Source organism: Streptomyces sp. NBC_00385, from assembly GCF_035917155.1.
GTDB classification, from domain to species: Bacteria; Actinomycetota; Actinomycetes; order Streptomycetales; family Streptomycetaceae; genus Streptomyces; species Streptomyces poriferorum.
The window spans coordinates 6128318-6154555 of record NZ_CP107951.1; the positions used below are offsets into that span (position 1 = coordinate 6128318).

24 protein-coding genes and 1 riboswitch are annotated in these 26238 nt (G+C 73.0%); of the genes, 7 read left to right on the forward strand and 17 right to left on the reverse strand.

All coding sequences use genetic code 11. The features are described 5' to 3' along the window. Positions 1-80: 80 nt before the first annotated feature. The 6 genes from OG959_RS27360 to OG959_RS27385 form a co-directional block, all read right to left on the reverse strand. Complete coding sequence (locus OG959_RS27360; protein ID WP_326662653.1) at positions 81-908, reverse strand: ECF transporter S component; 828 nt, start codon at positions 906-908, stop codon at positions 81-83. Next, positions 905-2620 carry an ABC transporter ATP-binding protein gene (locus OG959_RS27365; protein WP_326662655.1) on the reverse strand — a complete coding sequence of 572 codons (1716 nt, stop codon included), beginning with the start codon at positions 2618-2620 and terminating at the stop codon, positions 905-907. The genes OG959_RS27360 and OG959_RS27365 overlap by 4 nt, the downstream gene beginning before the upstream one ends. After that, positions 2617-3816 carry an energy-coupling factor transporter transmembrane component T gene (locus OG959_RS27370; protein WP_326662657.1) on the reverse strand — a complete coding sequence of 400 codons (1200 nt, stop codon included), beginning with the start codon at positions 3814-3816 and terminating at the stop codon, positions 2617-2619. Before OG959_RS27370 ends, OG959_RS27365 begins: the two co-directional genes overlap by 4 nt. Next, the gene (locus OG959_RS27375) at positions 3813-4475 is read right to left on the reverse strand and encodes an SCO2322 family protein (RefSeq protein WP_326666636.1); all 663 of its coding nucleotides are present in this window, start codon (positions 4473-4475) and stop codon (positions 3813-3815) included. The genes OG959_RS27370 and OG959_RS27375 overlap by 4 nt, the downstream gene beginning before the upstream one ends. Positions 4476-4531: 56 nt before the next feature. Beyond that, entirely contained in the window at positions 4532-5791 is a 1260-nt protein-coding gene (locus OG959_RS27380) for a prenyltransferase/squalene oxidase repeat-containing protein (RefSeq protein ID WP_326662659.1), read from the reverse strand. A 114-nt stretch (positions 5792-5905) separates the two neighbouring features. Next, positions 5906-6027, reverse strand: a riboswitch (cobalamin riboswitch). Positions 6028-6283: 256 nt separating this feature from the next. Next, positions 6284-6517 (reverse strand): hypothetical protein, encoded by a 234-nt coding sequence (locus OG959_RS27385; protein WP_326662661.1) that lies wholly within the window; start codon positions 6515-6517, stop codon positions 6284-6286. 1 nt (position 6518) lies between these two features. Here OG959_RS27385 and OG959_RS27390 point away from each other — a divergent pair, with 1 nt between their 5' ends. Together OG959_RS27390 and OG959_RS27395 are read left to right on the forward strand one after the other, a co-directional pair. Beyond that, entirely contained in the window at positions 6519-7040 is a 522-nt protein-coding gene (locus OG959_RS27390) for a hypothetical protein (RefSeq protein ID WP_326662663.1), read from the forward strand. Positions 7041-7128: 88 nt separating this feature from the next. Then, complete coding sequence (locus tag OG959_RS27395; RefSeq protein WP_326662665.1) at positions 7129-7770, forward strand: LysE family translocator; 642 nt, start codon at positions 7129-7131, stop codon at positions 7768-7770. 22 nt (positions 7771-7792) lie between these two features. Here OG959_RS27395 and OG959_RS27400 read toward each other — a convergent pair whose 3' ends face one another. After that, entirely contained in the window at positions 7793-10015 is a 2223-nt protein-coding gene (locus OG959_RS27400; RefSeq protein ID WP_326662666.1) for a bifunctional glycosyltransferase/CDP-glycerol:glycerophosphate glycerophosphotransferase, read from the reverse strand. Between the two features lie 204 nt (positions 10016-10219). Here OG959_RS27400 and OG959_RS27405 point away from each other — a divergent pair, with 204 nt between their 5' ends. Next, positions 10220-11821: a hypothetical protein gene (locus OG959_RS27405; RefSeq protein WP_326662668.1), complete on the forward strand. Its 1602-nt coding sequence runs from the start codon at positions 10220-10222 to the stop codon at positions 11819-11821. A 19-nt stretch (positions 11822-11840) separates the two neighbouring features. On the opposite strand, the gene OG959_RS27410 is transcribed toward OG959_RS27405, so the two are convergent. Continuing rightward, entirely contained in the window at positions 11841-12884 is a 1044-nt protein-coding gene (locus OG959_RS27410) for an MBL fold metallo-hydrolase (RefSeq protein WP_326662670.1), read from the reverse strand. 290 nt (positions 12885-13174) lie between these two features. Here OG959_RS27410 and OG959_RS27415 point away from each other — a divergent pair, with 290 nt between their 5' ends. After that, complete coding sequence (locus OG959_RS27415) at positions 13175-14638, forward strand: aldehyde dehydrogenase (RefSeq protein ID WP_326662672.1); 1464 nt, start codon at positions 13175-13177, stop codon at positions 14636-14638. Then, positions 14638-14871 (forward strand): ferredoxin, encoded by a 234-nt coding sequence (locus OG959_RS27420; RefSeq protein ID WP_326662673.1) that lies wholly within the window; start codon positions 14638-14640, stop codon positions 14869-14871. Before OG959_RS27415 ends, OG959_RS27420 begins: the two co-directional genes overlap by 1 nt. A 29-nt stretch (positions 14872-14900) precedes the next feature. Here OG959_RS27420 and OG959_RS27425 read toward each other — a convergent pair whose 3' ends face one another. Genes OG959_RS27425 through OG959_RS27435 form a run of 3 tightly spaced genes read right to left on the reverse strand, consistent with a single transcriptional unit; the run spans position 14901 to position 18505 of the window. Next, complete coding sequence (locus OG959_RS27425; protein ID WP_326662676.1) at positions 14901-15626, reverse strand: transporter substrate-binding domain-containing protein; 726 nt, start codon at positions 15624-15626, stop codon at positions 14901-14903. 37 nt (positions 15627-15663) lie between these two features. After that, entirely contained in the window at positions 15664-17649 is a 1986-nt protein-coding gene (locus OG959_RS27430) for a helix-turn-helix domain-containing protein (RefSeq protein WP_326662678.1), read from the reverse strand. 37 nt (positions 17650-17686) lie between these two features. Continuing rightward, complete coding sequence (locus OG959_RS27435) at positions 17687-18505, reverse strand: 3-hydroxybutyrate dehydrogenase (protein WP_326662680.1); 819 nt, start codon at positions 18503-18505, stop codon at positions 17687-17689. Positions 18506-18761: 256 nt separating this feature from the next. On the opposite strand from OG959_RS27435, the gene OG959_RS27440 reads away from it, so the two are divergent. Further along, the gene (locus tag OG959_RS27440) at positions 18762-20243 is read left to right on the forward strand and encodes an extracellular catalytic domain type 1 short-chain-length polyhydroxyalkanoate depolymerase (RefSeq protein ID WP_326662682.1); all 1482 of its coding nucleotides are present in this window, start codon (positions 18762-18764) and stop codon (positions 20241-20243) included. A gap of 57 nt (positions 20244-20300) precedes the next feature. On the opposite strand, the gene OG959_RS27445 is transcribed toward OG959_RS27440, so the two are convergent. Continuing rightward, positions 20301-21047: an SDR family NAD(P)-dependent oxidoreductase gene (locus OG959_RS27445; protein ID WP_326662684.1), complete on the reverse strand. Its 747-nt coding sequence runs from the start codon at positions 21045-21047 to the stop codon at positions 20301-20303. A gap of 94 nt (positions 21048-21141) precedes the next feature. Here OG959_RS27445 and OG959_RS27450 point away from each other — a divergent pair, with 94 nt between their 5' ends. Further along, positions 21142-21753, forward strand: coding sequence for a TetR/AcrR family transcriptional regulator (locus OG959_RS27450; RefSeq protein ID WP_326662687.1), 612 nt, complete (start codon positions 21142-21144; stop codon positions 21751-21753). A 90-nt stretch (positions 21754-21843) separates the two neighbouring features. Here OG959_RS27450 and OG959_RS27455 read toward each other — a convergent pair whose 3' ends face one another. Genes OG959_RS27455 through OG959_RS27475 form a run of 5 tightly spaced genes read right to left on the reverse strand, consistent with a single transcriptional unit; the run spans position 21844 to position 26237 of the window. Further along, positions 21844-22725 (reverse strand): alpha/beta fold hydrolase, encoded by an 882-nt coding sequence (locus tag OG959_RS27455; protein ID WP_326662689.1) that lies wholly within the window; start codon positions 22723-22725, stop codon positions 21844-21846. Next, positions 22722-23831 (reverse strand): branched-chain amino acid ABC transporter permease, encoded by a 1110-nt coding sequence (locus OG959_RS27460; protein WP_326662691.1) that lies wholly within the window; start codon positions 23829-23831, stop codon positions 22722-22724. The genes OG959_RS27455 and OG959_RS27460 overlap by 4 nt, the downstream gene beginning before the upstream one ends. Then, positions 23828-24715, reverse strand: a complete 888-nt coding sequence (locus OG959_RS27465; protein ID WP_326662693.1) for a branched-chain amino acid ABC transporter permease — start codon at positions 24713-24715, stop codon at positions 23828-23830. Before OG959_RS27465 ends, OG959_RS27460 begins: the two co-directional genes overlap by 4 nt. Further along, complete coding sequence (locus OG959_RS27470; RefSeq protein ID WP_326662695.1) at positions 24715-25467, reverse strand: ABC transporter ATP-binding protein; 753 nt, start codon at positions 25465-25467, stop codon at positions 24715-24717. Before OG959_RS27470 ends, OG959_RS27465 begins: the two co-directional genes overlap by 1 nt. After that, entirely contained in the window at positions 25464-26237 is a 774-nt protein-coding gene (locus tag OG959_RS27475; RefSeq protein ID WP_326662698.1) for an ABC transporter ATP-binding protein, read from the reverse strand. The genes OG959_RS27470 and OG959_RS27475 overlap by 4 nt, the downstream gene beginning before the upstream one ends. Between the last annotated feature and the right edge of the window lies 1 nt (position 26238).

Consider the following 26238-nt stretch of genomic DNA (forward strand, 5'->3'; position numbering starts at 1 on the left):
AGCGGGTGGAACGGGGTCCGGCGACCGCCCTGTGAGACTCCTAAGCCGCTTCGTACAGGACCAAGGTCCTGTGGGTGCCCTCACTCCCCGGGACCCCCGAATGTGACCTGGGCCTCGAAGGCGGCCCGCCTCGTGGCCCGTCGCAGCGCCTTCAGGAGCGCGTTTCCGACGGTCAGTGTCAGGACGACGGTGAGCACGGCCCGGCCCAGGTCCCAGCCCAGCGAGGTGGCCGTGCAGTAGGCGAGGAAGCGCACCAGGTTGTCGCCCAGCGCGTCGCCGGGCCGGAAGGAGATGCCCGAGCCGAGCCCCGGCACGATCGTCCATCCGTAGAGGTTCATGACCGTCCCGTACGCGAACGAGGCCACCGCCCCGTAAGCGGCGAGCATCAGCAGCTCCGCGCGCCCGCGCAGCCGGTCCGGTCCCGGCAGCATCCCGGCGCCCATCGCGAACCAGCCCATCGACAGCATCTGGAAGGGCATCCACGGGCCCACCCCGCCGGTCAGCAGCGCGGAGGCGAACATCGTCACCGAGCCCAGCACGAAGCCGAAGCCCGGCCCGAGCACCCGCCCGCTCAGCACCATCAGGAAGAACATCGGCTCCAGACCGGCCGTACCGGCCCCCAGCGGGCGCAGCGCGGCCCCCACCGCGGCCAGCACCCCCAGCATCGCGACCGCCTTCGCGTCGAGCCCGGAGTCCGCGATCATCGCGACCACCACCCCGACCAGCAGCGGAAGCAGCGCGGCGAACAGCCACGGCGCGTCCTGGGAGTGCGCCAGCCCGGAATCGGGCCCGGCCAGCAGCGGCCAGCCGAAGGCCCCCACCCCGATCGCGCTGATCAGCACCAGCGCGGCGACCGCCCGCGGCCCGAGCCGCACCGGCCGCGCACCGCGCCCTGTCGTACCGGTCACCCGACACCTCCCAGCGCCTCGCGCACCTGCGACACGGTGAGCCACTCCTGCGGGGCGAGGATCTTGGCGGTCTGCGGGGCGAACGCGGGCGAGGACACCACCACCTCCCGGGTCGGTCCGTCCGCCACGACCTCCCCGTCGGCGAGGATCACCACCCGGTGGGCCAGCTCGGCGGCCAGCTCCACGTCATGGGTGGCCAGGACGATCGCATGGCCCTCGGCCGCCAGCGTGCGCAGCACCCCGACGAGCCGGGCCTTCGCCGCGTAGTCCAGACCACGGGTCGGTTCGTCCAACAGCAGCAGCGGGGGACGGGCGGTGAGCACCAGCGCGAGCGCCAGGGCGAGCCGCTGCCCCTCGGACAGATCACGGGGATGGGTGGCGTCCGCCACACCGGGCAGCAGCTCGGAGACCAGCGCCCGGCAGCTGCCAGGAGCGGCGCCCGCATCGGCGTCGGCCGCGGCGCACTCGGCGGCGACGGTGTCCGCGTACAGCAGGTCGCGCGGCTCCTGCGGTACGAGGCCGACGCGGCGCACCATCTCGCGCGGCGGTGTCCGGTGCGGGGTACGGCCGCCGACGAGCACGGTGCCGGACGTCGGCTCGACCATGCCGACGAGGGCGGAGAGCAGGGTGGACTTGCCCGCGCCGTTGCGGCCCATCAGGGCGACGGTCTCCCCGGGCGCGACGGTGAGCGTCACCCGGCGCAGCGCCTCGACGCGCCCGCGCCGCACCCCGAGACGCTCGACCCGGGTGGTGGCGTCGGTGACGGGCTCGGGTGCCTCCTGCGGAGGCCGGGCGAACAGCCGGGCCAGAGCGGAGCGCCGCGGCGCGGGGTGGTGAGCGGGCGCCGGCGGGGGAAGCTTCCCGGTTCCGCCACCGCCGACCGGCCCGGGCGCCACACCCTCCAGCCGCTCCCGCATCCCCGCGGCCCGCCGCCGGGCGTCGCGGACCGACAGCGGCAGCGGCTCCCAGCCGGCCAGCCGCCCCAGCGCCACCACCGGCGGATGCACCGGAGAGACGGCCATCACCTCGGCGGGCGCCCCCATCACCGGGGCGGCGCCCGGCGTCGGCAGCAGGACGACCTGGTCCGCGTACTGGACCACGCGCTCCAGCCGGTGCTCCGCCATCAGGACCGTCGTCCCGAGGTCGTGGACCAGCCGCTGCAGCACCGCGAGGACCTCCTCCGCCGCCGCCGGGTCCAGCGCGGACGTGGGCTCGTCCAGCACCAGGACGCGGGGGTGCGGCGTCAGGACCGAACCGATCGCGACGCGCTGCTGCTGGCCCCCGGACAGGGTGGCGATCGGCCGGTCGCGCAGCCCGGCGAGCCCCAGCAGATCCAGGGTCTCCTCGACCCGTCGCCGCATCACGTCGGGGGCGAGGCCGAGCGACTCCATGCCGTACGCCAGCTCGTCCTCGACCGTGTCCGTCACGAAGTGGGAGAGCGGGTCCTGGCCCACGGTGCCGACCAGGTCGGCGAGCTCACGGGGCTTGTGGGTGCGGGTGTCCCGACCGCCGACGGTGACCCGCCCGGTCAGCCGGCCGCCGGTGAAGTGCGGCACGAGCCCCGACACCGCACCCAGCAAAGTCGACTTGCCGACCCCGGACGGCCCGACGAGCAGCACCAGCTCACCCTCGGGAACGGTCAGGTCGACGCCCGACAGGGTGGGGCGGTCCACGCCCTCGTACTGCACCGAAACATCGTCGAACCGGATCACACCTGCTCCTCGAAGCCTGTGGGGGAAGGCGGGACGGGCGAGCCCGTGGGAGTGGGCGGGACGGGCGCGACCACCGCCGGCAGCAGCCCGATCAGCACCGCGGCGGCCGGCCACAGCGGCAGCACGGGCGCGGTCAGCGGTACGACACCGGGGTGCAGCGCCGCCGGATCCGCACTGCCCGCCCAGATCATCGCCACCGCGACCGCCGCACCGGACCCCGCGACCAGCCAGGCCCGCACCCCCCACCGGTCGGGCCGGTAGCGGGTCCGTACCGAACGCGCCCCGCCGAGCCGCAGCCCGGCCATCGCCGCGACGAGCCCGGCGATCAGCAGCGGCAGCCCGTACACCGCGCCCTCAGCGGCGAGCAGCCCGTACGTACCGGCGCAGACGCCCAGGAGGCCGCCGAGCGTGAGGACGTTCGTGGTGTGCCGGACGGCGGCCGGGACCTGTGCGGTGCGACCGTAGCCGCGGGCGTCCATCGAGGCCGCCACCGCGACCGACCGCTCCAGCGCACCCTCCAGCACCGGCAGCCCGATCTGCAGGACGGCCCGCACCCCGCCGGTCGGCCGGCCGCGCAGCCGCCGGGCGGTGCGCAGCCGCATCACGTCGGCGACCATGTTCGGCGCGAACGTCATCGCGACGACGACGGCGACCCCGGCCTCGTACAGCGCCCCGGGCAGCGACTTCAGCAGCCGGGCCGGGTTCGCGAGGGAGTTCGCCGCGCCGACACAGATCAGCAGAGCGGCCAGCTTCGCCCCGTCGTACAGGGCGAACAGCAACTGCTCGGCGGTGACCCGGCCGCCGATGCGGACGCCCTTCGCCCACTCCGGCAGCGGCACCTCGGGCAGCGTGAACACGACATGCGTGCCGGGGATCGGGGAGCCGAGGAAGGCGGAGAAGAGCAGCCGTACACCGATGACGAACAGCCCGATCCTGATGAACGCCCCGTAGGAGCGGGCCCACGGAGCGTCCGTGCGGCGCGCGGCCACGACGTACCCCGCCACGCCGACCAGCAGGCCGAGCAGCAGCGGGTTGGTGGTACGGGACGCGGCGGTCGCGAGCCCGAGCGCCCACAGCCACCAGGCGCCTGCGGGCAGTGCGTTGCTCCGGGTGGCTGCGGGCGCGCGCCAGGCACGGACCCGGTCCACCGGTGCGCCCGCGGTATCCGCAGGCGCACCGCTCGTCGAGCCGGTCATCCGCGGCGGCGGCGGGCCTGCGCGACTGCGGCGATGCCGACGAGCAGGACGGCGCCGACCCCGACGAGGACCCCGGCGGACGGCCCGCCGCCGTCCGCACCGTCGCCGCCGGTGGTGACACCGGCCGACGTGGGCGCGGAGGCGTCGGCCGTGGCGGTCCTGCCGCCACCCGAGTCCTGGGACACCTGCTCACCGCAGCCGGAGTCCGGATAGCCGGAGATCGCGCAGAGCAGCGCGTCGCTGCCGTACCGCAGCGGCTTGGCCACGGAGGCGAGGGCCTCCGCGCTGCTCGCGTCCTCCGGGACCTGCGCGCACGCGGTCCGCGGAGCGGGGGGAGTCTCCCCGTCCGGGGCGTCGGCGGCCGTACCGGGATCGATGACGAGAGCGACCCGCTTGCGGCCGTCCTCGGCGGGCGTGTCCGCGCAGATCTTCGCGAAGTCGGGGGCGTGGCGCGGCTTGGCCGCGTCCTGCGAGTCCGCGCTCACGGCGAACCGGAAGCCCTGCACCGAACCGTCGTCCGGCCGGACCAGCGACGGCCCCTGGGTGGCATACGCCCACCCGCTGCCGGAGCCCTCCCAGAACGACCAGTAGCGGTAGCCCGCCGCCTGGGCCGTGCCCGTACCGAGCACGGCCAGGACGGCGCCCAGGACCACCAGCAGTACGGTGGCCCGTCCGGCGCGTGCGCTCTTCCGGCCCGAGGCCGCCCGACGGCTCCTCACAGCTGCTGGTTCTTGCGGCGGCCGCTGATCAGGAACCCGGCGCCGGCGCCGACGGCGAGTCCGATCCCGACGAACCACCAGACACCGCCGATGCCGTCCCCGTCGCCGCTGTCCTTCTTCTCCTCCTCGGTGGCGCTCGCCGTCGGCTTCTTGTCGGTGGAGGGCGCGGGACCCGTCGCGTTCAGCTGGGCGACGAGGTCGGCGCCGCCGAAGTCGTGGACGTCGGTGCCGGTGGCGTGGGCGGCCATGACGAGCTGCGCGTAGGCGGCGGGGCCGTTCTCCTTCGCCCAGTCCGCGGAGTTCTTCTCGAGCCACTTCACGGACGCGGCGGCCTTGTCCTTGTGGCCGGCCGCGGACAGGGCGACGACCGCGTCGGCGGTGTTGCCGAAGTCGGGCTGCGGGGCGCTGTCCTCGGCGCCGGGCATCGGCGGCGAGTCGAGGTGGCCGGTCTTCTTGAGGGCCCCGGCGAGGTAGTAGGCGCCGTTCTGGGCGGCCTGCTCGGGCTTGACGGTGTCACCCCCGGTGCAGGTGGGGTCCTTCACCGCGGCGTTGTTGCCGACGACGAGCCCCTTGCCGAGCGATCCGAGCACGGCGGCCGCGGTGGCGTCGCCGTTGGCGACGAGCTTGCCGGCCTTGTCGGGCTGGTACGCGAACGCGCCGCCGTCCTTGCCGCCGCAGGGAATGGCGAAGGTGAGCAGCGCGTCGTACGGCGTCCTGCCCTCGCTGTTCGTCACATCGTCGAGCTTCTCGCCGGCCCGGGCGAGGGCGCCGATCACGATCGAGGTGGAGTTCGCGTCACTCGGGCTGCCGGCGGTGTAGCCCCAGCCGCCGTCCTTGTTCTGCACGGACTTCAGCCAGGAGGCCCCGTGCTGCACGAGATCCTCGTGCCCGCGGACCTCGTGCAGCGCCTGCACGGCGGCAGCCGTCGCATTGGTGTCGACCATGGTCTTGGCGTCGCAGCGCACGGTCGGGTCCGGCCGGTACGCGGGGAACGCCCCGCTGTCGCACTGCTGGCCGATCAGCCAGTCGACGGCCTCGTCGGCGGGCGAAACACCCACGGCCCGCTGCGAGGCGAAGGCCAGCGACTGCCGCCACACCCCGTCGTACGTCGGGTCCTTCGTGCCGTACAGCCCCGAGGGCAGAGACACGGACGGCGAGGGGGAGGGGGACGGCGCGGCGACTGCGGCCGGGGCTGCGGCCACACAGAGCACGGTGGCGGTGGCGGCGAGCGCGGCTGCGCTGCGGCGTACGGTCATGGCGGGCGGGGCCTCTCCTGGGGGAACCGGGCACAGGCACACACAGGCACCAGGCTCCGGCTCCGTATACCTCGACGGTGCCGGCCACCGGGGGGTCCCGACGGCACGAGCCGGTCACGACACGGACAGGGCATTCCGACTCCCGCCCGGCTGGGCGGTCACGGCTGCGGGTCAGCGCCGGATTCGCACCGGCTTCCCCCTGAACGGACATGATGACGACCAGCCCACTCTACCGGGCGGGTCCCGGGGCCCCTCGGTGTGGGCGGCCCCGGCATCCGACGGCATGGCCCTCTGTGGCCGCTGCCGGGGCCGCCCACGGAGGCGCCGAAACGCGCATGGCTCTTTCGAGGAGTGATCGTTAAACTACAACCGGCTTAAGAATCAGTCTGGTTGAAAGGGCGGGGCGGGCATGACAACAGGTCCGGGGGGATTCCCTCCGCCTCCTCCGTCCCGGCCACCGGGCCCGCCCCCTACCCCTCCTCCTTCTCCGCCTCATCCACCGCGGACGGATCCTCCCCGGTGGGCATGGTGGGTCGGCGGGATCGCCATTCCGCTGGCCGGCATCCTGGCGACGGTGATCTTCAGCAACGACCCGGAGCCCGTCTCGGCTCCTGCCCCGGCACCCGCCCCGGCCTCCAGCAGCGCGCGAACCAGACCGAGCACACTGCCGAGCCCGGACCAAGCCTGGGGGGAGAGCGAGTCGCCCACGGCGACTTCGAGTGACACGGTGTCCGCGAGCCCTTCGGCCACCTCGGATGTCGACCTCACGGCGCCGGCCGGGTACGCAGAGGCGACCGAGACCATGTGGGGCCTCGCGCCGGGTTCCTGCGAACACTCCGAACAGCAGATCGTCGACCTCGACGACGGCATGAGCCGGGTGGAATCCGGCGACGGCGTGGTGAAGGACCCCCGCGGAGCGGAACTCCTCTACTGGCCGTCCGAAAGCTGCATCGACGACTTCGGCGACTATCAACTGCGCGCCCTGCCCAACACCCGCGTGGGACTCCTGCAGACCGGCATGCCCAAGACCTTCGAGTCCTGCAAGGCCGCGTCCGGGACCGGTTTCGGAGGCCTTCAGCTCTCCGATGGAAGCGAGAGCGAAGCCCGGGGTTTCGTCGAAGGCGCGGCCGTGTGCTCCGTAACAGACCGAGGCGCCGTCTCCATGGCCCTGATCGAGCACATGGACGGTGGGACATTCGACGACGTATCGGTGAGCGGCAGGCTCTACGTGTGGCCGAAGTCGCCCTGATCCGCCTCGTCCGTCCCTCGGCGACAGCACGCCCGTACGCGGAAAAAGGGGATGAGGACCGACCGGAGGCCGTGCTTGCATGAGCCCCATGGTGTCCACCGACCGTTTGCTCGCCTTCGCGGCGATGTCGTTCCTGCTGATCGTGATCCCGGGGCCCAGCGTGCTTTTCGTGATCGGGCGGGCGCTGGCGCAGGGCCGGCGCGCGGCGCTGACGACGGTCGTGGGCAACACGACGGGCGCGTTCCTGCTCGTCTTCGCCGTGGCCCTCGGAGTCGGGTCGATCGTCGAGCGTTCCGTCCTCGTCTTCACGGTGCTGAAACTGGCCGGTGCCGCCTACCTGGTGTATCTGGGCGTCAAGGCGTGGCGGCAACGAGGTTCCCTGCGGGCCGCGTTCACCGGCGAGGAGAAGGCCGCGCAGGGAGGACTGCGCACGTTCTGGGACGGGTTGGCCGTCGGTGTGGCCAACCCCAAGACCATGGTGTTCTTCGCCGCCGTGCTGCCGCAGTTCGTCGACCGCGCCCAGGGACACATCGCGGTGCAGATGCTGGTGCTCGGGCTGGTCTTCAACATCATCGCGTTGGCCTCGGACAGCCTGTGGGGCCTGCTCGCGGCGACCGGCCGGGACTGGTTCGCCCGCTCGCCCCGGCGCCTCTCACTCGTCGGCGGAATCGGCGGCGTCACGATGATCGGCCTCGGCGTCACCGTGGCCGTCACCGGACGCAAGGACTGACCCCCCGACCACCCGCGGCGCGTCAGCCCCGGGACGGCTCGGGCGCCGGGGTCCGCCGCGCCGGCGGGACGATCGCCGGGGCGGGGTCCTCGCCGAGGAAGAAGCGGCGTACGACGCGCTCGGCGGCGTGACCGTCGTCGTACGGGCAGAAGCGCTCACGGAACGCGCCGCGCAGCGCGGTGGCCTCCGCGTCGCGCCAACGGCCGCTGCGGAAGGCGTCGATGAGTTCGTCCTCCGTGGTCGCGACGGTTCCGGGGGTGTCGCCCGGCCGGCCGGAGACCAGGTCGAACGTGACACCGCGGACCGCGTTGTAGACCTTCCAGTCGGAGGCGTCGATGACGATCGGGCGGTCGAGGTTGGCGTAGTCGAAGATGAGGGACGAGTAGTCCGCGATGAGCGCGTCCGCCGCCAGGCAGAGGTCCTCGACGGACGGGTGACCGGACACATCGATGACGCTGCCCTGTTCGGCGAGGTCGCTCAGCTGCGGGTTCGCCCGGTCCAGGTGGTGGGTGCGGACCAGCAGGACGAAGTCGTCGCCCAGGGCCTTGGTCACGCGCGCCAGGTCGAACGTGGGGGTCCACTCCTTGTGGTGTTCGCGGTGGGTCGGCGCGTACAGCAGCGCGGTCCTGCCCGGCGCGATGCCCAGCCGGTCGCGGATGGCGGCGACGTCCTCGGCGGTCGAGGTGAAGAAGCGGTCATTGCGCGGGTAGCCCGCGTCGAGAGACTCGAACGTGCCGGGGTACACGCGCTCCCACTGCTCCGTGGAGTGCCGGTTGGAGGAGACGCTGAGGTCCCAGCGGTTCACCTGCTCCAGCAGACGGCCGAAGTCCATGCCCTGGGCGGCGGCGGGATACGCCTGCTGGTCCATGCCCATGCGCTTGAGCGGCGTGCCGTGGTGCGTCTGCAGATACACCTGCCCGGGGCGCTTGGCGATGTCGTCCGGGAAGGCGGCGTTGCTGACGAAGTACGTGGCGCGGGCCGTCACCTCCCCGTAGCGGCGCGAGCCGGGCACGACGTAGTCGATGCCGGCGGGCACCTGGCCGGCGAGATCCTCACGGACCACCCAGACGCCGTGCACCTGCGGCGCCAGCTCCTTGGCCTTGTCGAAGACCGCGGCCGGGTTGCACGAGGGCAGCAGGCCGTCGTACGAGGTGTAGACGGCGAGGTGCGGATCCAGCGGGCGCCGGCGCTGGAAGGTGGACAGGCTCGTGGCCGCGTGCTTGCCGACCCGGCTGGTGGCCCCGAGGACCTTCCTCGGTCCGGCCCGCTTGACCCGGGCGGCGAACTCCGTCGCCTGATAGGTGCGGAAGGACCGCTTGGCCAGGGCGCGCATGTGCACCCCCATCGTTCCGCCGGGCAGGGTGAAGCCGGCGGGGATGTGGGCGGCGTAGAAGTCCGCGGTGCGGCCGAAGTAGTCCTTGCGGTCGGCGGGCCTGACACGCTCGGAGCGCTTGAGCGAGAACAGCATGTGGTGAATGGCACGCTCGAACAGCATCGGCTTGGACCAGGCCAGTTCGGGGCGTTCGTCGAGGAAGGCGAACAGGCCCTCGTACTGCTCGAAGATGTCGAAGTGCTTGCGGCCCGGCGTCTTCGTGATCGCGCCGTGGCGGCGCTGGCGGTATTCGACGCCGACCCTGTTCAGACAGCCGATGCGCTCGGCCGTGACCATCGCCATCTGGGTGACCGGAGCGTCCTCGTACAGGCCGGGCGCGTACTGGAAACCCTGCTCCAGGAAGAACTCGCGGCGGAACGCCTTGTTCCAGGCCACCAGGAAGAGATGGATGTACTCGGGCCGGTCCTGGAGTCGGAAGACGTCCGTGCCCGCCCGCTCGAACAGCTCCGTGGACTGGCTCGGGCCGCCCCTGCCGTGCCAGAACGTGCGGACGTGGTCGAAGACGAGGATGTCCAGGTCCCCGACCGCGTCGAGCCGGGCGGCCAGCGCCTGCAGCAGGCCGGGGGTGTAGCTGTCGTCACTGTCGAGGAAGAGGACGTAGTCGCCCGTCGCGCGCTGGAGTCCGGCGTTGCGCGCCCGGCCCAGCCCCACGTTCTGGGGCAGGTGCACGGCCTGGACACGTGCGTCACGGGCGGCGTACTCGTCGATGATGTCGCCGCAGGAGTCCGGCGAGCAGTCGTCGACGGCGATCACCTCGATGTCCTGGAACGACTGCCCGAGGACGGAGTCCAGGCACTCGTGGAGGTATCCCTGGACCTTGAACACGGGGATCACAACACTGAAACGAGGCATGCGGGGAACTCCAGATGACGTACAGGTTATCGGGGTCGAACACGAAGACTACCGACCCCGATGGGGCGGTTGCGCGTGCGCTCTCACCGTCACCCGGAGTGGGCCGGGCGAACGGACCGTGGTGTTCCGGGTGCGCCGGTATCGCGCGCGGGTGGCTAATCATTCCGGTTTGTCCTGAGAGTCCGGTACCTATAGATTCCCGCCGTGCCGTCCCTCGACTGCTGCCTCCCGGCCCGCAGCCGAGCGGCGACGCGACCCGTCACCATCGGCTGGGAGGGCCTCGCCCACATGTCCGGAACTGATCGCCGGTGGACTGTCGTGCTGCGCGGAGCCTGGAGGGACGGCACGCTGTGGCCCTGGTGCCTGGCGGCCGTCGCGGCGGCCTGCGGTTACGGCGTGGCGACCGTCTTCCACCCCGGCTACCTCAGCGCGGACAGCAACACCCAGCTGTGGCAGGCGCTGGGGGACGAGCCGGTGAACGACTGGCACCCACCGGTCATGGCCCTCGCGTGGCGGATCCTCATCGGGATCACCGGGGACTTCTCGGTCATGGCCGCCCTGCAGACCGCTGTGCTGTGGGGCACGCTGTGGGTCCTCGCCCGGCTGGTGTGGAAGGGGACCGGCAGTCGCGGACTCTCCCTCGCGGTGCTGGCCGTCGGCTTCGCACCGCACATCATGAACCTCACCGGCGTGGTGTGGAAGGACGTGCACCTGGCGTACGCGCTCCTGGCCGTCTTCGCGATCGCGCTCACCGTGCGCGAGCTGCCCCGGGACCGGGTGAGGACCCGCTGGGCCCTGCTGGTGCTGGGCCTGCTGTTCCTCACGTACGCCGCCCTCGTCCGCAAGAACGGCATCCCCGCCACGATCCCCGTCTTCGCCCTGCTGGTCCTCGCGGCATGGCCGGCCCCGGGCCGGCGCCGCTGGCTGGCCGCCACCGGTGTCTTCGTCGCGGTGGTGATGGCCGGCAGCATGGCCGTGAACGCGGCCACCCACCCGTTGACCACCCGCGTGTACGCGGTGATCCCGGTGGACGACCTCATCCACGTCCTCACCCCGGACCAGGTGCGCACCGCCGCCGACCGGGCCGGTGCGGACGCGGACCTGCGCGACCGCCTCGTCACCGCCGCCACCACCTGCCGGCAGCGCGGCATCACCTCCGACGGTTACCTGCAGTGCTTCCCGCAGAGCCGGCCGTTCGACGTGACGTATCTGGACCGGCGCGCCGACGTCCTCGTCCGGATGTGGACGCAGCAGATGCCCAAGCACTGGAAGGGTTACGCGGAGTACCGGACCCGGGTCTTCACCAAGCTGCTCTTCCGGAGCAACCAGACCTTCTGGGACGGCACCCGTGTCAACGCGGGCGCCCGCCTGCACCCCGAGGTGCGCGAGCAGCCGCTGAACGACACGCTGCGATTCGCCCTGCGGAACTACGTGACCGGGGCCGCCCGCGACCTGCCGATGCTCTTCCAGGGCTGGTTCTGGCTCGCCGTCTCGCTGGTGCTCGTGCTGCGCCGCCGGTGGGCCGGCCCCTGGAGCCGGGAACTGCGACTCCTGGGGGCCAGTTCCCTCCTCTACGTCCTCGCGTACCTGCCGACGGCTCCCGAGTCCAACTACCGTTACGTGTACTGGCCCGCGCTCGCCGGGACGGTCGCGCTCGCACTCGTGGCGACCGCCTGGGCGGCGCGCCGCCGCGCGGCCGCGGAGCCCGACGGCGGGCAGGCCGCCCGCCCCACGGTGCCCCCGGCCGGCCGGGCCCCCGAGGCCGCCCCCGCGGGGCCGCGCGAGGACACCGGCGCCGCGGTGTGACCCCCGGCCGGCGTCTCCCTCACACCGCCACGTACGTCACCGGTTCACTCCCCGCCAGCGCCTCGGCGCGGCCCAGCTTCACCAGCCGGCGCAGGTGGGACTCGGCCTCCGAGACGGCGATGTTCCGCGAGCCGTAGGGGATCTGCTCCCAGGGCCGGTTCCACTCCATCCGCTCGGCCAGCTGCCACGGCGTGAGCGGCTCGGCGAGCAGGGCGAGGAGGCCCGTCAGGCGCTCCTCGTGGTGGTCCAGGAGTTCCTGTACGCGGCCTGCCGCGTCCGCGAACGCGTACTGGTGGGCCGGGAGGACCTCGGCCACGCCCAGGCGGCCGATGCGTTCCAGGGAGTCGAGGTAGTCGCCCAGCGGGTCCGTGGCGGCCGTGGCGTCGTCCGGGTCCTCGTAGAGGCCGACGTGCGGGCTGATGCCGGGGAGCAGGTGGTCGCCGGAGAAGAGGCGGCCGCGGCCGGGGAGGTTGGCCGGGTGGTCCTCCTCCAGGTGCAGGCAGACGTGGCCCGGGGTGTGGCCCGGTGTCCAGATCGCGCGCAGGGCGCGGCCCGCCAGGTCGAGGAGTTCGCCCGGCACGATCTCGCGGTCCGGGATCGCCGCCCGCAGCCCGGGCAGCGTGCGCATGCGGCCGCCCTTCTCGCGGGCGGCCAGCAGCGGGGCGATGTGGTCCTCGGGCGCGCCGACCGTCGTCAGCTTCGCCGCCAGGTAGGCCAGCCAGGTGCCCGGTTCCGACTCCCGGGTGCGGCGGACGATCGCCGTGTCGGCGGCGTGCATCGCGATCCAGGCCCCGGACGCCTCGCGGACCTGGCCGGAGAGGCCGTGGTGGTCGGGGTGGTGGTGCGTGATGACCACGCCGTGGATGTCGGCGATGCCCACGCCCACGGTGGCGAGCCCCGCCGTCAGGGTCTCCCAGGCCTCCGGGTCGTCCCAGCCCGTGTCGATCAGGACCGGGCCGCGGTCCGTGTCGAGCAGATGGACCAGGGTGTGGCCCAACGGGTTGTCCGGGATGGGGACCTTGATGCTGTGGACGCCTCCACCGTGGTTGATCACCTGCGTCATGAACTCCCCATCTCTCCGCGGTCTCGGCGGCGTGCAGGTACGGCCACGACGCGCCGTGTCCACTGTAACGAGAACTTGTTCCAGTGGTAGCCCCGGTCGACCATCCGCATCGGTCCGATGTGGGCGGGCGCCCGGTCCCGGGCTCGACCGGCCTTGCTCCAGCCGTGGACTCCTGGAACTGGAACTGGTATCAGTTCTGACACGCAGTCAGGTATTCAGTAGATGCAGACGTCAGATGTGAAGTCAGCCAGTCGGTCGGGTCACGTGCCGCGTCGCGGGAGGCAGCAGCCATGAGCGAGCTTGTCGAACACGGAAAACTGTTCATCGGCGGGGAGTTGGTGGATCCGCTCGGACGGGATGTCATCGAGGTCATCTCCCCGCACACCGAGCAGGTCATCGGCCGCGTGCCGCATGCCGCGGAGGGGGACGTGGACCGGGCCGTCGCCGCCGCCCGGCAGGCGTTCGACCACGGGCCCTGGCCGCGGATGTCGCTGGACGAGCGCATCGCCGTCGTCACGCGGATCAAGGACGCGTTCGCCGTACGGTACGAGGAGATCGCCCGGGTCATCAGCTCGGAGAACGGCACCCCGTACACCTCCAGCGTCATGGTGCAGGCCCTCGCCGCGATGATGGTGTGGGACGCGGCGATCACCGTCGCCCGCACCTTCCCGTACGAGGAACGCCGGGACGGGGCGCTCGGCCCGCTGCTCGTCAGGCGGGAGCCGGTCGGGGTCGTCGCGGCCGTCGTGCCGTGGAACGTGCCCCAGTTCACCGCCGCCGCCAAGCTCGCTCCCGCGCTGCTCGCCGGGTGCTCGGCCGTCCTCAAGGTCTCGCCCGAATCACCCCTCGACGCCTACATCCTGGCCGAGATCGTCACCGAGGCCGGGCTGCCCGAGGGCGTCCTGTCGATCCTGCCCGCCGACCGCGAGGTGAGCGAGTGCCTCGTCGGGCACCCGGGCGTCGACAAGGTCTCCTTCACCGGGTCCGTCGCCGCCGGCCGGCGCGTCATGGAGGTCGCTTCGCGCAACCTCACCCGCGTCACCCTGGAACTCGGCGGGAAGTCCGCCGCCGTGATCCTCCCCGACGCCGACCTGAACGCCGCCGTCGCCGGCATCGTGCCCTTCGCCTGGATGATCAACGGCCAGGCCTGTGTGGCCCAGACCCGGATCCTCGTGCCGCGTTCCCGCTACGAGGAGACCGCCGAGGCCTTCGCCGCCGCCGCCGGCGCGCTGAAGATCGGCGACCCCCTCGACCCCGCCACCGAACTGGGCCCGCTCGTCGCGCAGCGCCAGCAGCAGCGCTCCCTCGACTACATCCGGATCGGGCAGGAGGAGGGCGCGAAGGTCCTGACCGGGGGCGGCCGTCCGGCGTCGCAGGAGCGCGGCTGGTACGTGGAGCCGACCCTCTTCGGCGACGTCGACAACTCCATGCGCGTCGCCCGCGAGGAGATCTTCGGCCCGGTCATCTGCCTGCTGCCGTACGGCGACGAGGACGAGGCCGTGAAGATCGCCAATGACTCCGAGTACGGCCTCAGCGGCAGCGTCTGGACCGCCGACACCGAGCGCGGCATCGACATCGCCCGCCGGGTCAGGACCGGCACGTACAGCGTGAACACCTTCAGCCTCGACATGCTCGGCCCGTTCGGCGGCTACAAGAACTCCGGCCTGGGCCGGGAGTTCGGGCCCGAGGGCTACGGGGAGTACTTCGAGCACAAGATGATCCACCTGCCCGCCGGGTACGGGGGCGAGGCCTGATGGGGGACCGGTGGAGCGTCGAGGTCGACCGGGGCGTCTGCATCGGGTCGGGGATGTGCGTGAACCACGCGCCGGACGGGTTCCGGCTGGACACCGCCCGGCAGTCCCATCCCGTCGACCCGGAGACCGACGCCAACGAGCGGATCCTCGCCGCCGCCGAGGGCTGCCCGGTCGAGGCCATCACGGTCGCGCTGGCCGACTCGGGTGAGGTGGTGTTCCCGCCGGAGGAGTGAGGGGGCCGGGGGTGCGGACCCCCGCCCCCTCAGGCGGGCGGGGCCACCAGTGAATCGGACCGGTGCGAGCGGCGCAGTGCTTCGGCCACGAAACCGGAGGCCTTCAGGTCCTCGACGACGTCCCGCAGGAATTGCACCGTCTCCGGCGTCCGGCTCCGGGGCGTCCCCACCGCCTGCCGGATCTCCATGAACCGGTCCTCGATCAGCCGCACTCCGTCCGGATCGGCCGCGACGAACTCCGTCATCGGCTGCCGGATGCCCGCCGCGGCCTCCAGTCCCTGCTCGCGGAAGACGTCGACGCCCTCCGCGCCGCGCACCACCGTCGCGTGCCGGAGGGTGCGGGTCAGGAACAGGTCGTACGCGGAGCCCTGCTTCACCCCGATCCGGACGCCCTCCCGGTCGACGTCCGCGACGGAGACGAGGGCCGAGCCGGACGGCACGGCGTAGACGCCCTCGATCAGTACGTAGGGGGCGGTGAAGGCGACCTCCGCCTCCCGGGCCGGATCGATCGCCAGGAAGCAGATGTCGGCCCGGCCGGTGGCCATCGCCTCGTACGACTTGCGGGCCGCGTCGAAGCAGAGGAGCTCCACCGGCACGCCCAGACGGGCGCCGATCTCGCGCGCGAGGTCGACCGTGACCCCGGCCGGGTCGGCGGGTGTGCCCTGGGCCAGGACCGGGTTCCCGAGGTTGACCGAGGCCCTCAGCACGCCGGCCGGTGCCAGGTCCTCGATGACGGAAGCAGCCGCGATCTTCATGGAGCGGAGTGTAGGACACCCGCCGTGCGGACAGCCTTCAGCGGGTGCCGGCGGGCCGTGTACCAGACAACAGGTGCAGCCGCAGCGCCAGTTGCAGTTCCAGCGCCCGGTCCGGCTCGTTCCAGTCCCGGCCCAGCAGCACCTGGATCCGGTCGAGGCGCTGCACCACCGTGTTCACGTGCACGTGCAGTTCGTCCTTGGCCCGGATCAGGCTGCCGCCCGCGGCGAAGTACGCGCCCAGCGTCCGCACCAGATGCGTGCCGCGCTGCGCGTCGTACTCCAGCAGCGGCCCCAGCGCCGCCGACACGAAGCCGTCGACGTCCTGGGCGTTGCCCAGGACCACGCCCAGGAAGCCGAGTTCCTCCACGCACGCGCCCTCGCCGGTACGCCCCAGCACCCGCATCGCCCGCAGACACCGCGCCGCCTCGCCGTACGCCGCCGCCAGCTCCCGGGGGCCCCGGGCCGGCCCGGCGCCGGCCACGGTGACCGGGGACTGCGCCAGCTGGCCCAGTTGGGCCGCCGCCGAGCGGGCCGCGTGCCCCGCGTCCGCGCCGTCCCCCTCGCCCTCGATCAACAGCACCACCGCGCCCGCGTGTTCGGCGCTCACTCCGTGGATGTCCCCGCCGAACAGATAGCGCATGGCGGCCGGGGCCAGCCGCTCCCGCGCCCCGGTCTCCGCCACCAGCAGCAGATGCGGGCGGTCCAGGTCGATGCCCAGGCGGCGGCCGCGCTCGGCCAGCCCCGCCGGATCGCGTCCGGCGTCCGTCAGCAGGTCGGCGATCAGCTCGCCGCGGATCCGGTTCTCCGTCTCGGCCACCGTGCGCCGCAGCAGCAGGAGCAGCCCCGTGACCACCGCCGAACGTTCGAACAGCCGGCGGTCGGAGTCGTCCAGCGCCCGCCCGCGGTGCAGTACGAGCCCGGCCAGCAGCTCCTGCCCGGCGAGCACCGCGCAGACCACCCGCCCGTCGCGGTGCACGGCACGCGCCCCCGTACGGGACTCCTCGGCCGCCTCCGCCAGCCACCCGGCGTCCATGCTGTCGGCGGCGAAGCCGCTGCCGTCCGGGCGCACCGCGGCCAGCGGGCGGCCGCCCGGGTCGTGAATGGTCAGCGGGGAGTCGAGCAGTCCGGCGACGGCCGCCGCGACGTCCTTGACGTCCCTGCCCCGCAGGACCAGGTCCGTCAGCCGGTCGTGCGACTCCTCGGCCCGCTGCATGGCCGCCGAGTGCGCCCGCACGGAGGCGTTGGCCTCGGCCAGCTCCGCGTTCGCCTCCGCCAGCTCGGCCAGGGCCGCGGTGGTGTCGGCGAGTGCGCGGGCCGTGTCGATGGCGATGGCGGCGTGCGCGGCCAGTGAACAGAGCAGGGCGACCTCGTCGGGGCTGAAGACCCGGGGCGCCCGGTCGGCCGCGAAGAGGACGCCGATCACCTTCCCCGTACCGCCGCGGCTGGAGCCGAGCAGCAGGGGCACGCCCAGAATGGCGACCAGGCCCTCGTCCAGGACTCCGGCGTTGATGTTGCGGGTGTGGTGGAAGCGTTCGTCGGTGCGGTAGTCCGGTGTCGCGTACGGGCTCGCGGTCTGTGCCACCAGGCCGCCGAGCCCTTCGCCGAGTTCCAGGCGCAACCGTTGGAACAGGACCGACACCGACCCGTCGGTCACCCGCATGTAGGTGTCGCCCGCCTCCTCGTCCGGAAGCGTCAGATAGGCCGTGTCCGTGCCCAGCAGCATCCTGGCCCGCCGCACGATCGCCTTCAGCACGTCGTCCAGATCGCGGGAGGCCGCCAGGTCGCCCGCCGTGTCGAACAGTGCGGTGAGCTGGAGCTCGCGGCGCCGGTGCTGCCGCAGGGCGCCCCTGATCCGCAGCGCGGTGGCCGTGGCCCGCTCCACCTCGGCGAGCTCCTCGGCGGGCACACCGTCCCCCCGCGCCTGCGAGGAGACCGCCCCCAGCGCCTCCGCGGGCGCGTCGTCGGCCAGCAGGTCGAACAGGCGCCGGAGATGGGGCGCGGCGGAGGGGAGCGGTTCAGGCATGGCGTCCAGCGTTCGTAGGGGGTTCGGGGCAGGCCGGTCAGTTGGCGGTCCAGCCGCCGTCCATGGAGAGCGAGGTGCCCGTGATGTGGCCGGTGCGCGGCCCGCACAGCCACAGGACCGCCTCGGCGACGTCCGCCGGCTCGATCAGCCGCTTGATCGCGCTGCGCTCCAGCATCACCCGCCCCACCACGTCCGCCTCCGAGATGCCGTGCGTCCGTGCCTGGTCGGCGATCTGGTTCTCGACCAGGGGGGTGCGTACGTAGCCGGGGCTGACGCAGTTGCTCGTCACCCCGTACTCCGCCGCTTCGAGCGCGACCACCTTGCTCAGCCCCTCCAACGCGTGTTTGGCCGTCACATAGGCCGACTTGTAGGGACTCGCGCGCAGCCCGTGCACCGACGAGATGTTGACCACGCGCCCCCAGCCGCGTTCGTACATGCCCGGCAGGGTCCGGCGCAAGATGCGGAACGGGGTCTCCACCATCACGCGCTGGATCAGCGCGAAGCGGTCCGGCGGGAACGTGTGGACGGGTGCGACGTGCTGGATCCCCGCGTTGTTGACCACGACGTCCGCATCGGCCGGCAGCGTGTCGACGACCGCGGGGTCGGACAGGTCCACCACCCAGGCCGTCCCGCCGATCTCCTCCGCCAGGCTCTTCGCCGCCCCGCCCGACCGGTCCACCACATGCACATGCGCTCCCGCCGAGGCCAGCGCCTGCGCACAGGCCCGCCCGATACCGCTCGCCGCGCCGGTGACCAGCGCGGTGCGCCCGGCCAGCAGCGGTTCTGCGGGTACCTGCGGTGAGGCGCCGGGGGAAGGGGCGGCGGGCTCGTGATCCGGTCTGCGGGAAGTCTCCATGGTCGTCACCGTAGGTACGCGGCGGCCCGTGTCACATGGCGCCGGTGCACACACCCTCCCGCCCCGGCATGGTGGTGGCGTACGTGGTGCCACACGGCGCGGGGACGCCCGCCGCGGGGCCCCGGACCGCACAAGGGCCCGGTCGCACACACCGGGCACGCGCCGGTGTCCGCCCGGCACATGGGCGCGGATGCCCCCTGCTCATAGGTTCCGGCAGCAACCCGATCCGCCGCACGCACCGACCAGGGAGGCACCCGTGCGCCCATCGATCCTGAGACGCCTGCTCCGCCGCTTCGCGTCCACGGCCGTCCTCGGCCTGCTCGCGGCGACACTGGGCACCACCGCCGCCGCGACGCCGGCCGCAGCCGCGGCCGGCGGCCTCCAGCAGGTCACCGGCTTCGGCTCCAACCCCGGCAACCTGCAGATGTACGCCTACACACCCGCCGGACTCCCGACCGGCGCGCCCCTGGTCGTCGCCCTGCACGGCTGTACGCAGACGGCCTCCGCGTACTACACCAACTCCGGCTGGCCGAAGTTCGCCGACGCGTGGGGCTTCTCCGTCGTCTTCCCGCAGACCACGTCCGCGAACAACGCGCTGTCCTGCTTCAACTGGTTCGACCCGGCCGACGACACCCGGGGCAAGGGCGAGGCCGCGTCGGTCGTGCAGATGGTCGAGTACGCGAAGCAGGCCTACGGCTCGGACGGCCGGCGGGTGTACGTCACCGGCCTCTCGGCGGGCGGCGGCATGACCGCGGACCTGCTGGCCGCCTACCCGGACGTGTTCGCGGGCGGCTCCGTGGCCTCGGGGCTGCCCGCCCAGTGCGCCACGAGCCAGGCGGCCGCGTCCGGCTGCCAGACGGGCCCCCAGAAGCTGACGCCCGCACAGTGGGGCGACAAGGTCCGCGCGGCCTACCCCGGATACTCCGGCCCCTGGCCCCGCGTGGCCATCTGGCAGGGCACCTCGGACTACACGGTCTACCCGGCGAACGCCACGGCCCTGCGCGACCAGTGGACGGACGTCTGGGGCATCGGCCAGACCCCGTCGTCCACCGACACCCTGCCCGGGAACACCACCCGCAGCGTCTACGACGACGCCTCCGGGAACCCGGCCGTGGAGACGTACTCCCTCTCCGGCATGGGCCACGGCCTGCCCGTCAGCCCCGGCTCGGGCGACCAGCAGTGCGGGACGACGGCCGCGTACTTCCTGAACACGATCTGCTCGACGTACTACACGGGCGTCTTCTGGGGCCTGGACGGCACCGGCCCCGGCGGGGGCGGTGACCAGCTCCCGGCTCCCGCGGGCGTGACCGTCACCGGCACCACGGACACCACCGCCTCCCTGTCCTGGAACGCCGTCGAGGGCGCCGTCTCGTACGCCGTCCACCGCAACGGCACGAAGGTCGCCTCGCCCACCGCCGCCGCGTACACGGACACCGGCCTCACCGCCGGGACCGCCTACCGCTACACCGTGACGGCGATCGACGCCGAGGGCAGGGCCGGCACCGCCTCGGGTCAGGTGACGGCGACGACCACCGGCGGCAGCGCACCCGCCACCTGCCACACCGCCACCAACTACGCGCACGTGGCGGCGGGCAGGGCCCACACCACCGGCGGGTACGTGTACGCCAACGGCTCGGACCAGAACATGGGCCTGTACAACGTCTTCGTCACCCACACCCTGAAGGAGTCACCGGCCGGCCACTTCGTGATCGCGGACAGCGGCTGCGTCACGGGCTGACGAGCCGCCGGCGGCGGCCCGGGCCCGAAGTCACCTTCGGGCGGGCCGCCGTCGAGCTCAGATCTGGTTCAGGCCGCCGTCGACGTACAGGCTCGTACCGGTGATGAAGCTGCTCTGGCCGGAGGCGAGGAAGGCCACGGCGGCGGCGATCTCCTCCGGGCGCCCGAGCCGGCCCAGCGGCACCTGCTCCGCCAGGGCCTGCCGCAGTCCGGCGGCCTGCTCCGGATCGGGGACGAGCCCCGACAGGCCGGGGGTGTCGGTCGGGCCGGGTGTGACCGCGTTGACCCGGATGCCCCGGCCCTTGAGTTCGTTGGCCCAGGTCCGGGCGAAGGACCGGGTGGCGGCCTTGGACGCCGCGTACACGCCGAACGCCTCGTCGCCGGCGTCCACGTTGGTGGAGCCGTTCAGGATCACCGAGGCGCCGTCGTTGAGCAGCCGCAGCGCCTTCTGGACGGTGAACAGGGTGCCCCGGACGTTGATCCCGAAGAGCGTGTCGAAGTGCTCCTCGGTGATCTGCTCCAGCGGTGCGAACGCGGCGACGGAGGCGTTCGCGAACAGGACGTCCAGCCCCTGCCCACGATCCCGGACCGCGTCGTAGAGCCGGTCCAGATCGGTCAGGTCCGCGATGTCGCCGGTCACGGCGGTCGCCGAGCCGATCGTCTCGACGGCCGCTTCGAGTTCCGCCTCGCGCCGGCCGGTGATGAACACATGCGCTCCCTCGGCCGCCAGCCGCACCGCGGCGGCCAGGCCGATCCCCGTGCTGCCCCCGGTGACGAGAGCTGTCTTTCCTTCGAGCAGTCCCACGGCAATAACCTCCCCTGAATTCCGCATCGATCGATGCAGAATGTGAACGTACCACTTCCGCAGCGGTCGATGCGGAAGGGGTAACCTGCGGAGGATGGGAACGAAACAGGGCCGCACCGTCGGCCGCCCGCGAGGGTTCGACGCCGACGAGGCGCTCGAGCGCGCCATGCTGGTCTTCTGGGAGCACGGCTACGAGGGCGCCAGCCTGGCCACGCTGACCGACGCGATGGGTATCTCCACCACCAGCATGTACGCGGCCTTCGGCAACAAGGAGGAGCTGTTCCGCAAGGCTCTGGAGCGCTACACCGAAGGCCCGAGCGCGTATCTGGACCGTGCTCTCGAAGAGCCGACCGCCCTGGGCACAGCCACCGCGCTCCTGGCCGGCACCGTCCGGACCACCACGGCCCCGGCCGGCCCCCGGGGCTGCCTGGGCGTCCAGAGCGCCCTGGCCGCGAGCGACTCCGGACGGGCGGTCTGTGACCTCCTTGCCGCCTGGCGGAACGACGGCTGCTCCCGCCTCCAGCAGCGATTCCGGCAGGCCGTCGACGACGGTGACCTGCCTCCGGAGGCGGACCCGGCGGTCCTGGCCCGCTACGTCAGCACCCTGTCCTTCGGTATCGCCGTGCAGGCCGCGAGCGGCGTCGGCCGTGCGGAACTCCAGGCGACGGCCGACGCCGCGCTGCGCAACTGGCCACTGGGCCGATAACCGCCCCGCGCCCTCCGCTCCGCGGCTGCCTCTGGCTCGGGCCGCGGCCGAAGCCCCTGTCGGGGCCCGGGGCAACGTGCGGGATGCCGCTCAGCGCGCGAGCGCCACCAGCCGGTCGGCGACCTCCCGCCCGCCCCGCTCGCCCGTGAGAACCGTGTAGTGGTTCACGTCCTTCACCGGCACCGGCTCCACCCGGGTCCCGCCCAGGTCCGCCGCCGCGAGCCGGCTCTCGTCGTACAGCCCCTGCTCCTCGTCCATCAGGCCGCGCGCCGCCCACATCAGGGTCGCCCCGACAGGCAGCTTCCGTACCGCCGCGAGCACCTCCTCGTCGAACAGGCCGACGCCGTCCGTGCGGATCGCCTCGATCCGGCACGTCGAGTGCAGGGCGGGCTCCTCGCCCGTCAGGTCGCGCTGGATGTACGCGTCCACCTCGTCCGACCACGCGCCCGCGAACGCCGGATGCGCCTGCCAGAAGGCGCGGTAGGCGGCCCGGTCCGTGAAGGTCATCGACAGCCGTTCCATCGCCGGGCCGATCACCGCCGTCAGCAGCTCGTCGGGCGTCAGATGCGTGGGCGCGGGGAAGCCGATGCCGCCGTCGACGAGCAGTAGCGGGCCGAAGCGGTCCGGGTGCCGCACCGCCGCCAGGGCCGCCACGAACGCGCCCATCGAGTGGCCGGCCAGTACCGCCCTGTCCAGGCCCAGCGCCTCGGTCAGGGCGGCCACGTCGTCCGTGTGCGCGACGATGCCGTACGGGCCCGGAAGCCCCGAACTCCCCGCCCTGCCCCGCAGATCCGGGGCGACGAGCGTGACGCGGCCGGCCAGCTGCCGGGCCACCGCGGCCCAGGAGAGCGCGTTGGCGGTGATGCCGTGCAGCGCCACCACCGTCGGCGCCTGCGGATCGGTGGCCGGCCAGCGCAGTGCGGTCAACGCGCCCCCGCTCACGGGGACTTCTATCTCCTCGTACGGAATCACTGGTCTCCGGTCTCCTTCCGGTACGCGACGGCCCTCAGCCTGGAGGGCAGCCGGGCCAGGCCGCCCGGCAGCAGATGTACCACGGCCACGAACAGCACGCCCAGCAGGAACAGCGGCTGGGAGAGCGGGACGCGGAGTACCGCGGGCAGGTCGGCGACCGCGCCCGAACCGGCCAGATCACCGAGGCGGTGGTCCGCCCACGTGTAGAGGATTCCGCCGACCATCGGCCCCCAGCGGGTGCCCGAACCGCCCAGCACCACCATCACCAGCAGCGACAGGGTGAAGTCGGAGGTGGTGGTCTGGGGGGTGGATCCGCCGGTCAGGAGCAGGTGCACGACGCCGCCGAGCGCGGCCAGCGCGCCCGCGACGACGAAGGCCGTCAACTTGAATCCGTACGGTTTCAGGCCCAGCACCTCCACCCGGCGCTCGTTCTCCCTGATGCCCTCCCAGACGCGCCCGGTGGGGGAGCGGACCGCCCAGGCGACGACGGACAGGGTCAGGACGAGGTAGGCCAGCGCGATCCAGTAGAGGTTCGCGGTGTGGTCGATGCCGACGAGCCAGGACGGCAGCAGATCGGCCGGGGCCGCCCGGCCCTCCTCGCCCCCGGTGACGCCGCCGGGGTTGCGGGACACCAGGATCGAGCCCGCCTGGGCGAAGGCCAGGGTCACCATGGAGAAGCCGATCCCGGTGACGCGCAGGCTCACCGACCCCAGGACCAGGGCCAGCGCGATCCCGAAGAGGAGGCCGAGTACCGCGGCGAGCGCGAAGGGCAGCCCCGCCTCCAGCAGGAACATGTTGGTGGCGTAACTGCCCGAGGCGAAGTACAGGGCGTGGCCGAACGAGAGCAGCCCGGTGCGCCCGAGCAGCAGGTCGTAGCCCGTGGCCAGTGCGCCGAACAGCAGGCAGGTGGCGAGGAGTTGGAGGCTGCCCGCACTGCCGAGCGGGCCGTCCAGCAGTCCCGGCACGGGAACGGCGCTGAACGGCGCGACGGCCAGGAGCAGCAGGACGGCGGCGGGCCACCAGCGCAGCAGCCGTGGTGGGCCGGCCGGTGGCGCGGGGGCCACCGGGCCTTCCGTGCGGTCGTGTGTCTCGGTGGCGGTGCTCACGCGAGCCTCCCCGTCAGTCCGCGCGGGCGGATCAGCAGCAGCGCGGCGAGCAGGACGACGACCGCCAGGTCGCCGAGGCCCGCGGCGGTGTAGTAGTTGGCGAACTGCTGGACCAGGCCGATGACGACGGACGCCACGGCGGCGCCGGTCACCGAACCCATGCCGCCGGTGACCACGACGACGAACGCGAAGATCAGCAGCGAGGTGCCCTGGCGGGGGTCGACCGAGCCGAAGTACAGCCCGCCGAGCGCCCCGCCGAGCGCCGCGGCGCAGCCCCCGATCGCGAAGACGAGTGTGAACGCCCTGCGGACGTCGATGCCGAGCGCGGTGACCATGGCCCGGTCCTCGACGCCCGCCCGTACGACGAGTCCGTGCCGGGTCCGGCCCAGGAAGAGCCGCAGCGCCACCAGGACCACGACGGCCGCCGCGATCAGGACGAGGCGGTTGACCGGGACCTGCGCGCCCAGCAGCCCGAAGGTGCCGGACAGGGCCTCGGGCCCAGGGAAGGTCCGGGCGTCCGAGCCCCAGATGCCCGACAGCAGCGCCGGGACGGCGAGCCCCACCCCGACCGTGGCGAGCACCTGCTCGCGCGGCCGGGTGTAGAGCGGGCGGACGACGGCGAGTTCCAGGAGCACGGCGGCCGCGGTGCCCACCGCCGTACCGAACAGGACCGCGAGGGCGAAGCCGGCGCCGCCGGGTCCCGCGCCGGGCAGGTTCCCGGACGCGGCCCACCAGGTGCCGTAGGCGCCGATGGACAGCAGCGCCCCGTGCGCGAAGTTGAGGACGTCCATCAGGCCGAAGATCAGGGAGAGTCCGGACGCGATGAGGAAGTAGAGGGCTCCCAGACCGAGTCCGGTCAGGGTGAGCAGGACGAGGGTGGACATCAGGAATCCGCCTCCGCGGTGTGGGGGGTCAGCGGTCCGTGGCCCACGCCGAGCAGCCTGCGGGCTGCCTCCGCGTCGCCGAGCAGTTCGTCCGCCGGGCCCCGGTGGGCGGTCCGGCCGTCGGCCAGCACCACACAGTGCGCGGCCAGCCGGCGCACGACGGCGAGGTTCTGCTCCACGAGCAGCACCGGCACCGCCTCGGCGGCCCGCTCCAGCACCTGGGCGACCTCGGTGACCACCTTCGGCGCGAGGCCCTTGGTCGGTTCGTCCGCGATGATCAGCCGGTTGGCGTTGAGCAGGGTGCGGCCGATCGCGACCATCTGCTGCTGACCGCCGGACAGCGTCCCGGCCAACTGCCGTGACCGTTGCTGCAGTTCGGGGAAGAGTTCATGGACCAGCGCGTAGGCCGGCTCGCCCGCGCCGCGCCGTTCCGCCAGCCGAAGGTTCTCCGCCACGGTCAGCCCGGCGAAGACGCCCCGGTCCTCGGGGGCGTAGCCGATCCCCCGCCGGACCAGCGCGTGCGTGGGCAGCGCCACGGTCTCCTCGCCGTCGAAGCGGATGCTGCCGCTGCGCGGGACGAGGCCGAGGATGCCCCGTACGGTCGTGGTCTTCCCGGCACCGTTGCGGCCGAGCAGCGCGGTCACGCCGTGGCCGGCGACGTCCAGGCCGACGCCGTGCAGGATGTGGCGGCCACCGATCAGGACGCGCAAGTCCTGTACGGAGAGGAGGGTTTGCTCCGGCTTCGTTGTCACAACCCCTCCCCGAGGTAGGCCTGCTGCACGGTCGGGTCGGCGGTCACGGCTTCGGGGGTGTCCAGGGCGAGGAGGCGCCCGTGGTGCATCACGGCGAGCCGGTCCGCTAGGCCGAGCAGGACGTCCATGTGGTGCTCCACCATGAGGACCGTGCGGCCCTCCTCCCGGTGCAGGGCGCGGATCAGTTCGGTCAGCGCCGGGACCTCCTCGGCGCTCACTCCGGCCATCGGCTCGTCGAGCAGCATCAGCCGGGGCTCGCCCACCAGCAGTACGGCGAGCTCCAGCTTCCGCTTCTCGCCGTGCGACAGTTCGGCGGCCGTGGCCCGGGCCCGGTGGCCGAGGCCGGTGCGCTCCAGGACGCCGGCCACCTCGGCGGTGAACGGGTCGGCCCGCCGCCAGAGACGGTACGAGCCGCCCCGGGCGGCCTGCGCGGCGAGGCGGACGTGGTCGGCCACCGTCATCGCGGGCCAGAGGCTGGACGTCTGGAACGTCCGGCCGATGCCGCGCCGGGCGCGGAGGTGCGCGGGCCGGTCCGTGATGTCGGCGCCGTCCAGTGCGATCGTGCCGGCGGTGGGCAGGGTCAGTCCGCTGATCAGGTTGAACAGGGACGTCTTGCCCGCCCCGTTGGGGCCGATGAAGGCGAGGAACTCGCCCTCGCGGACGCTCAGGGTGATGTCTCGGACGATGGTCGCGCCGCCGACGCTCCAGCCGATTCCGTCCAGCCGGAGCACGGACGATGCCAGGACCGCCGGGCTGTGGGGTGCGGTCACG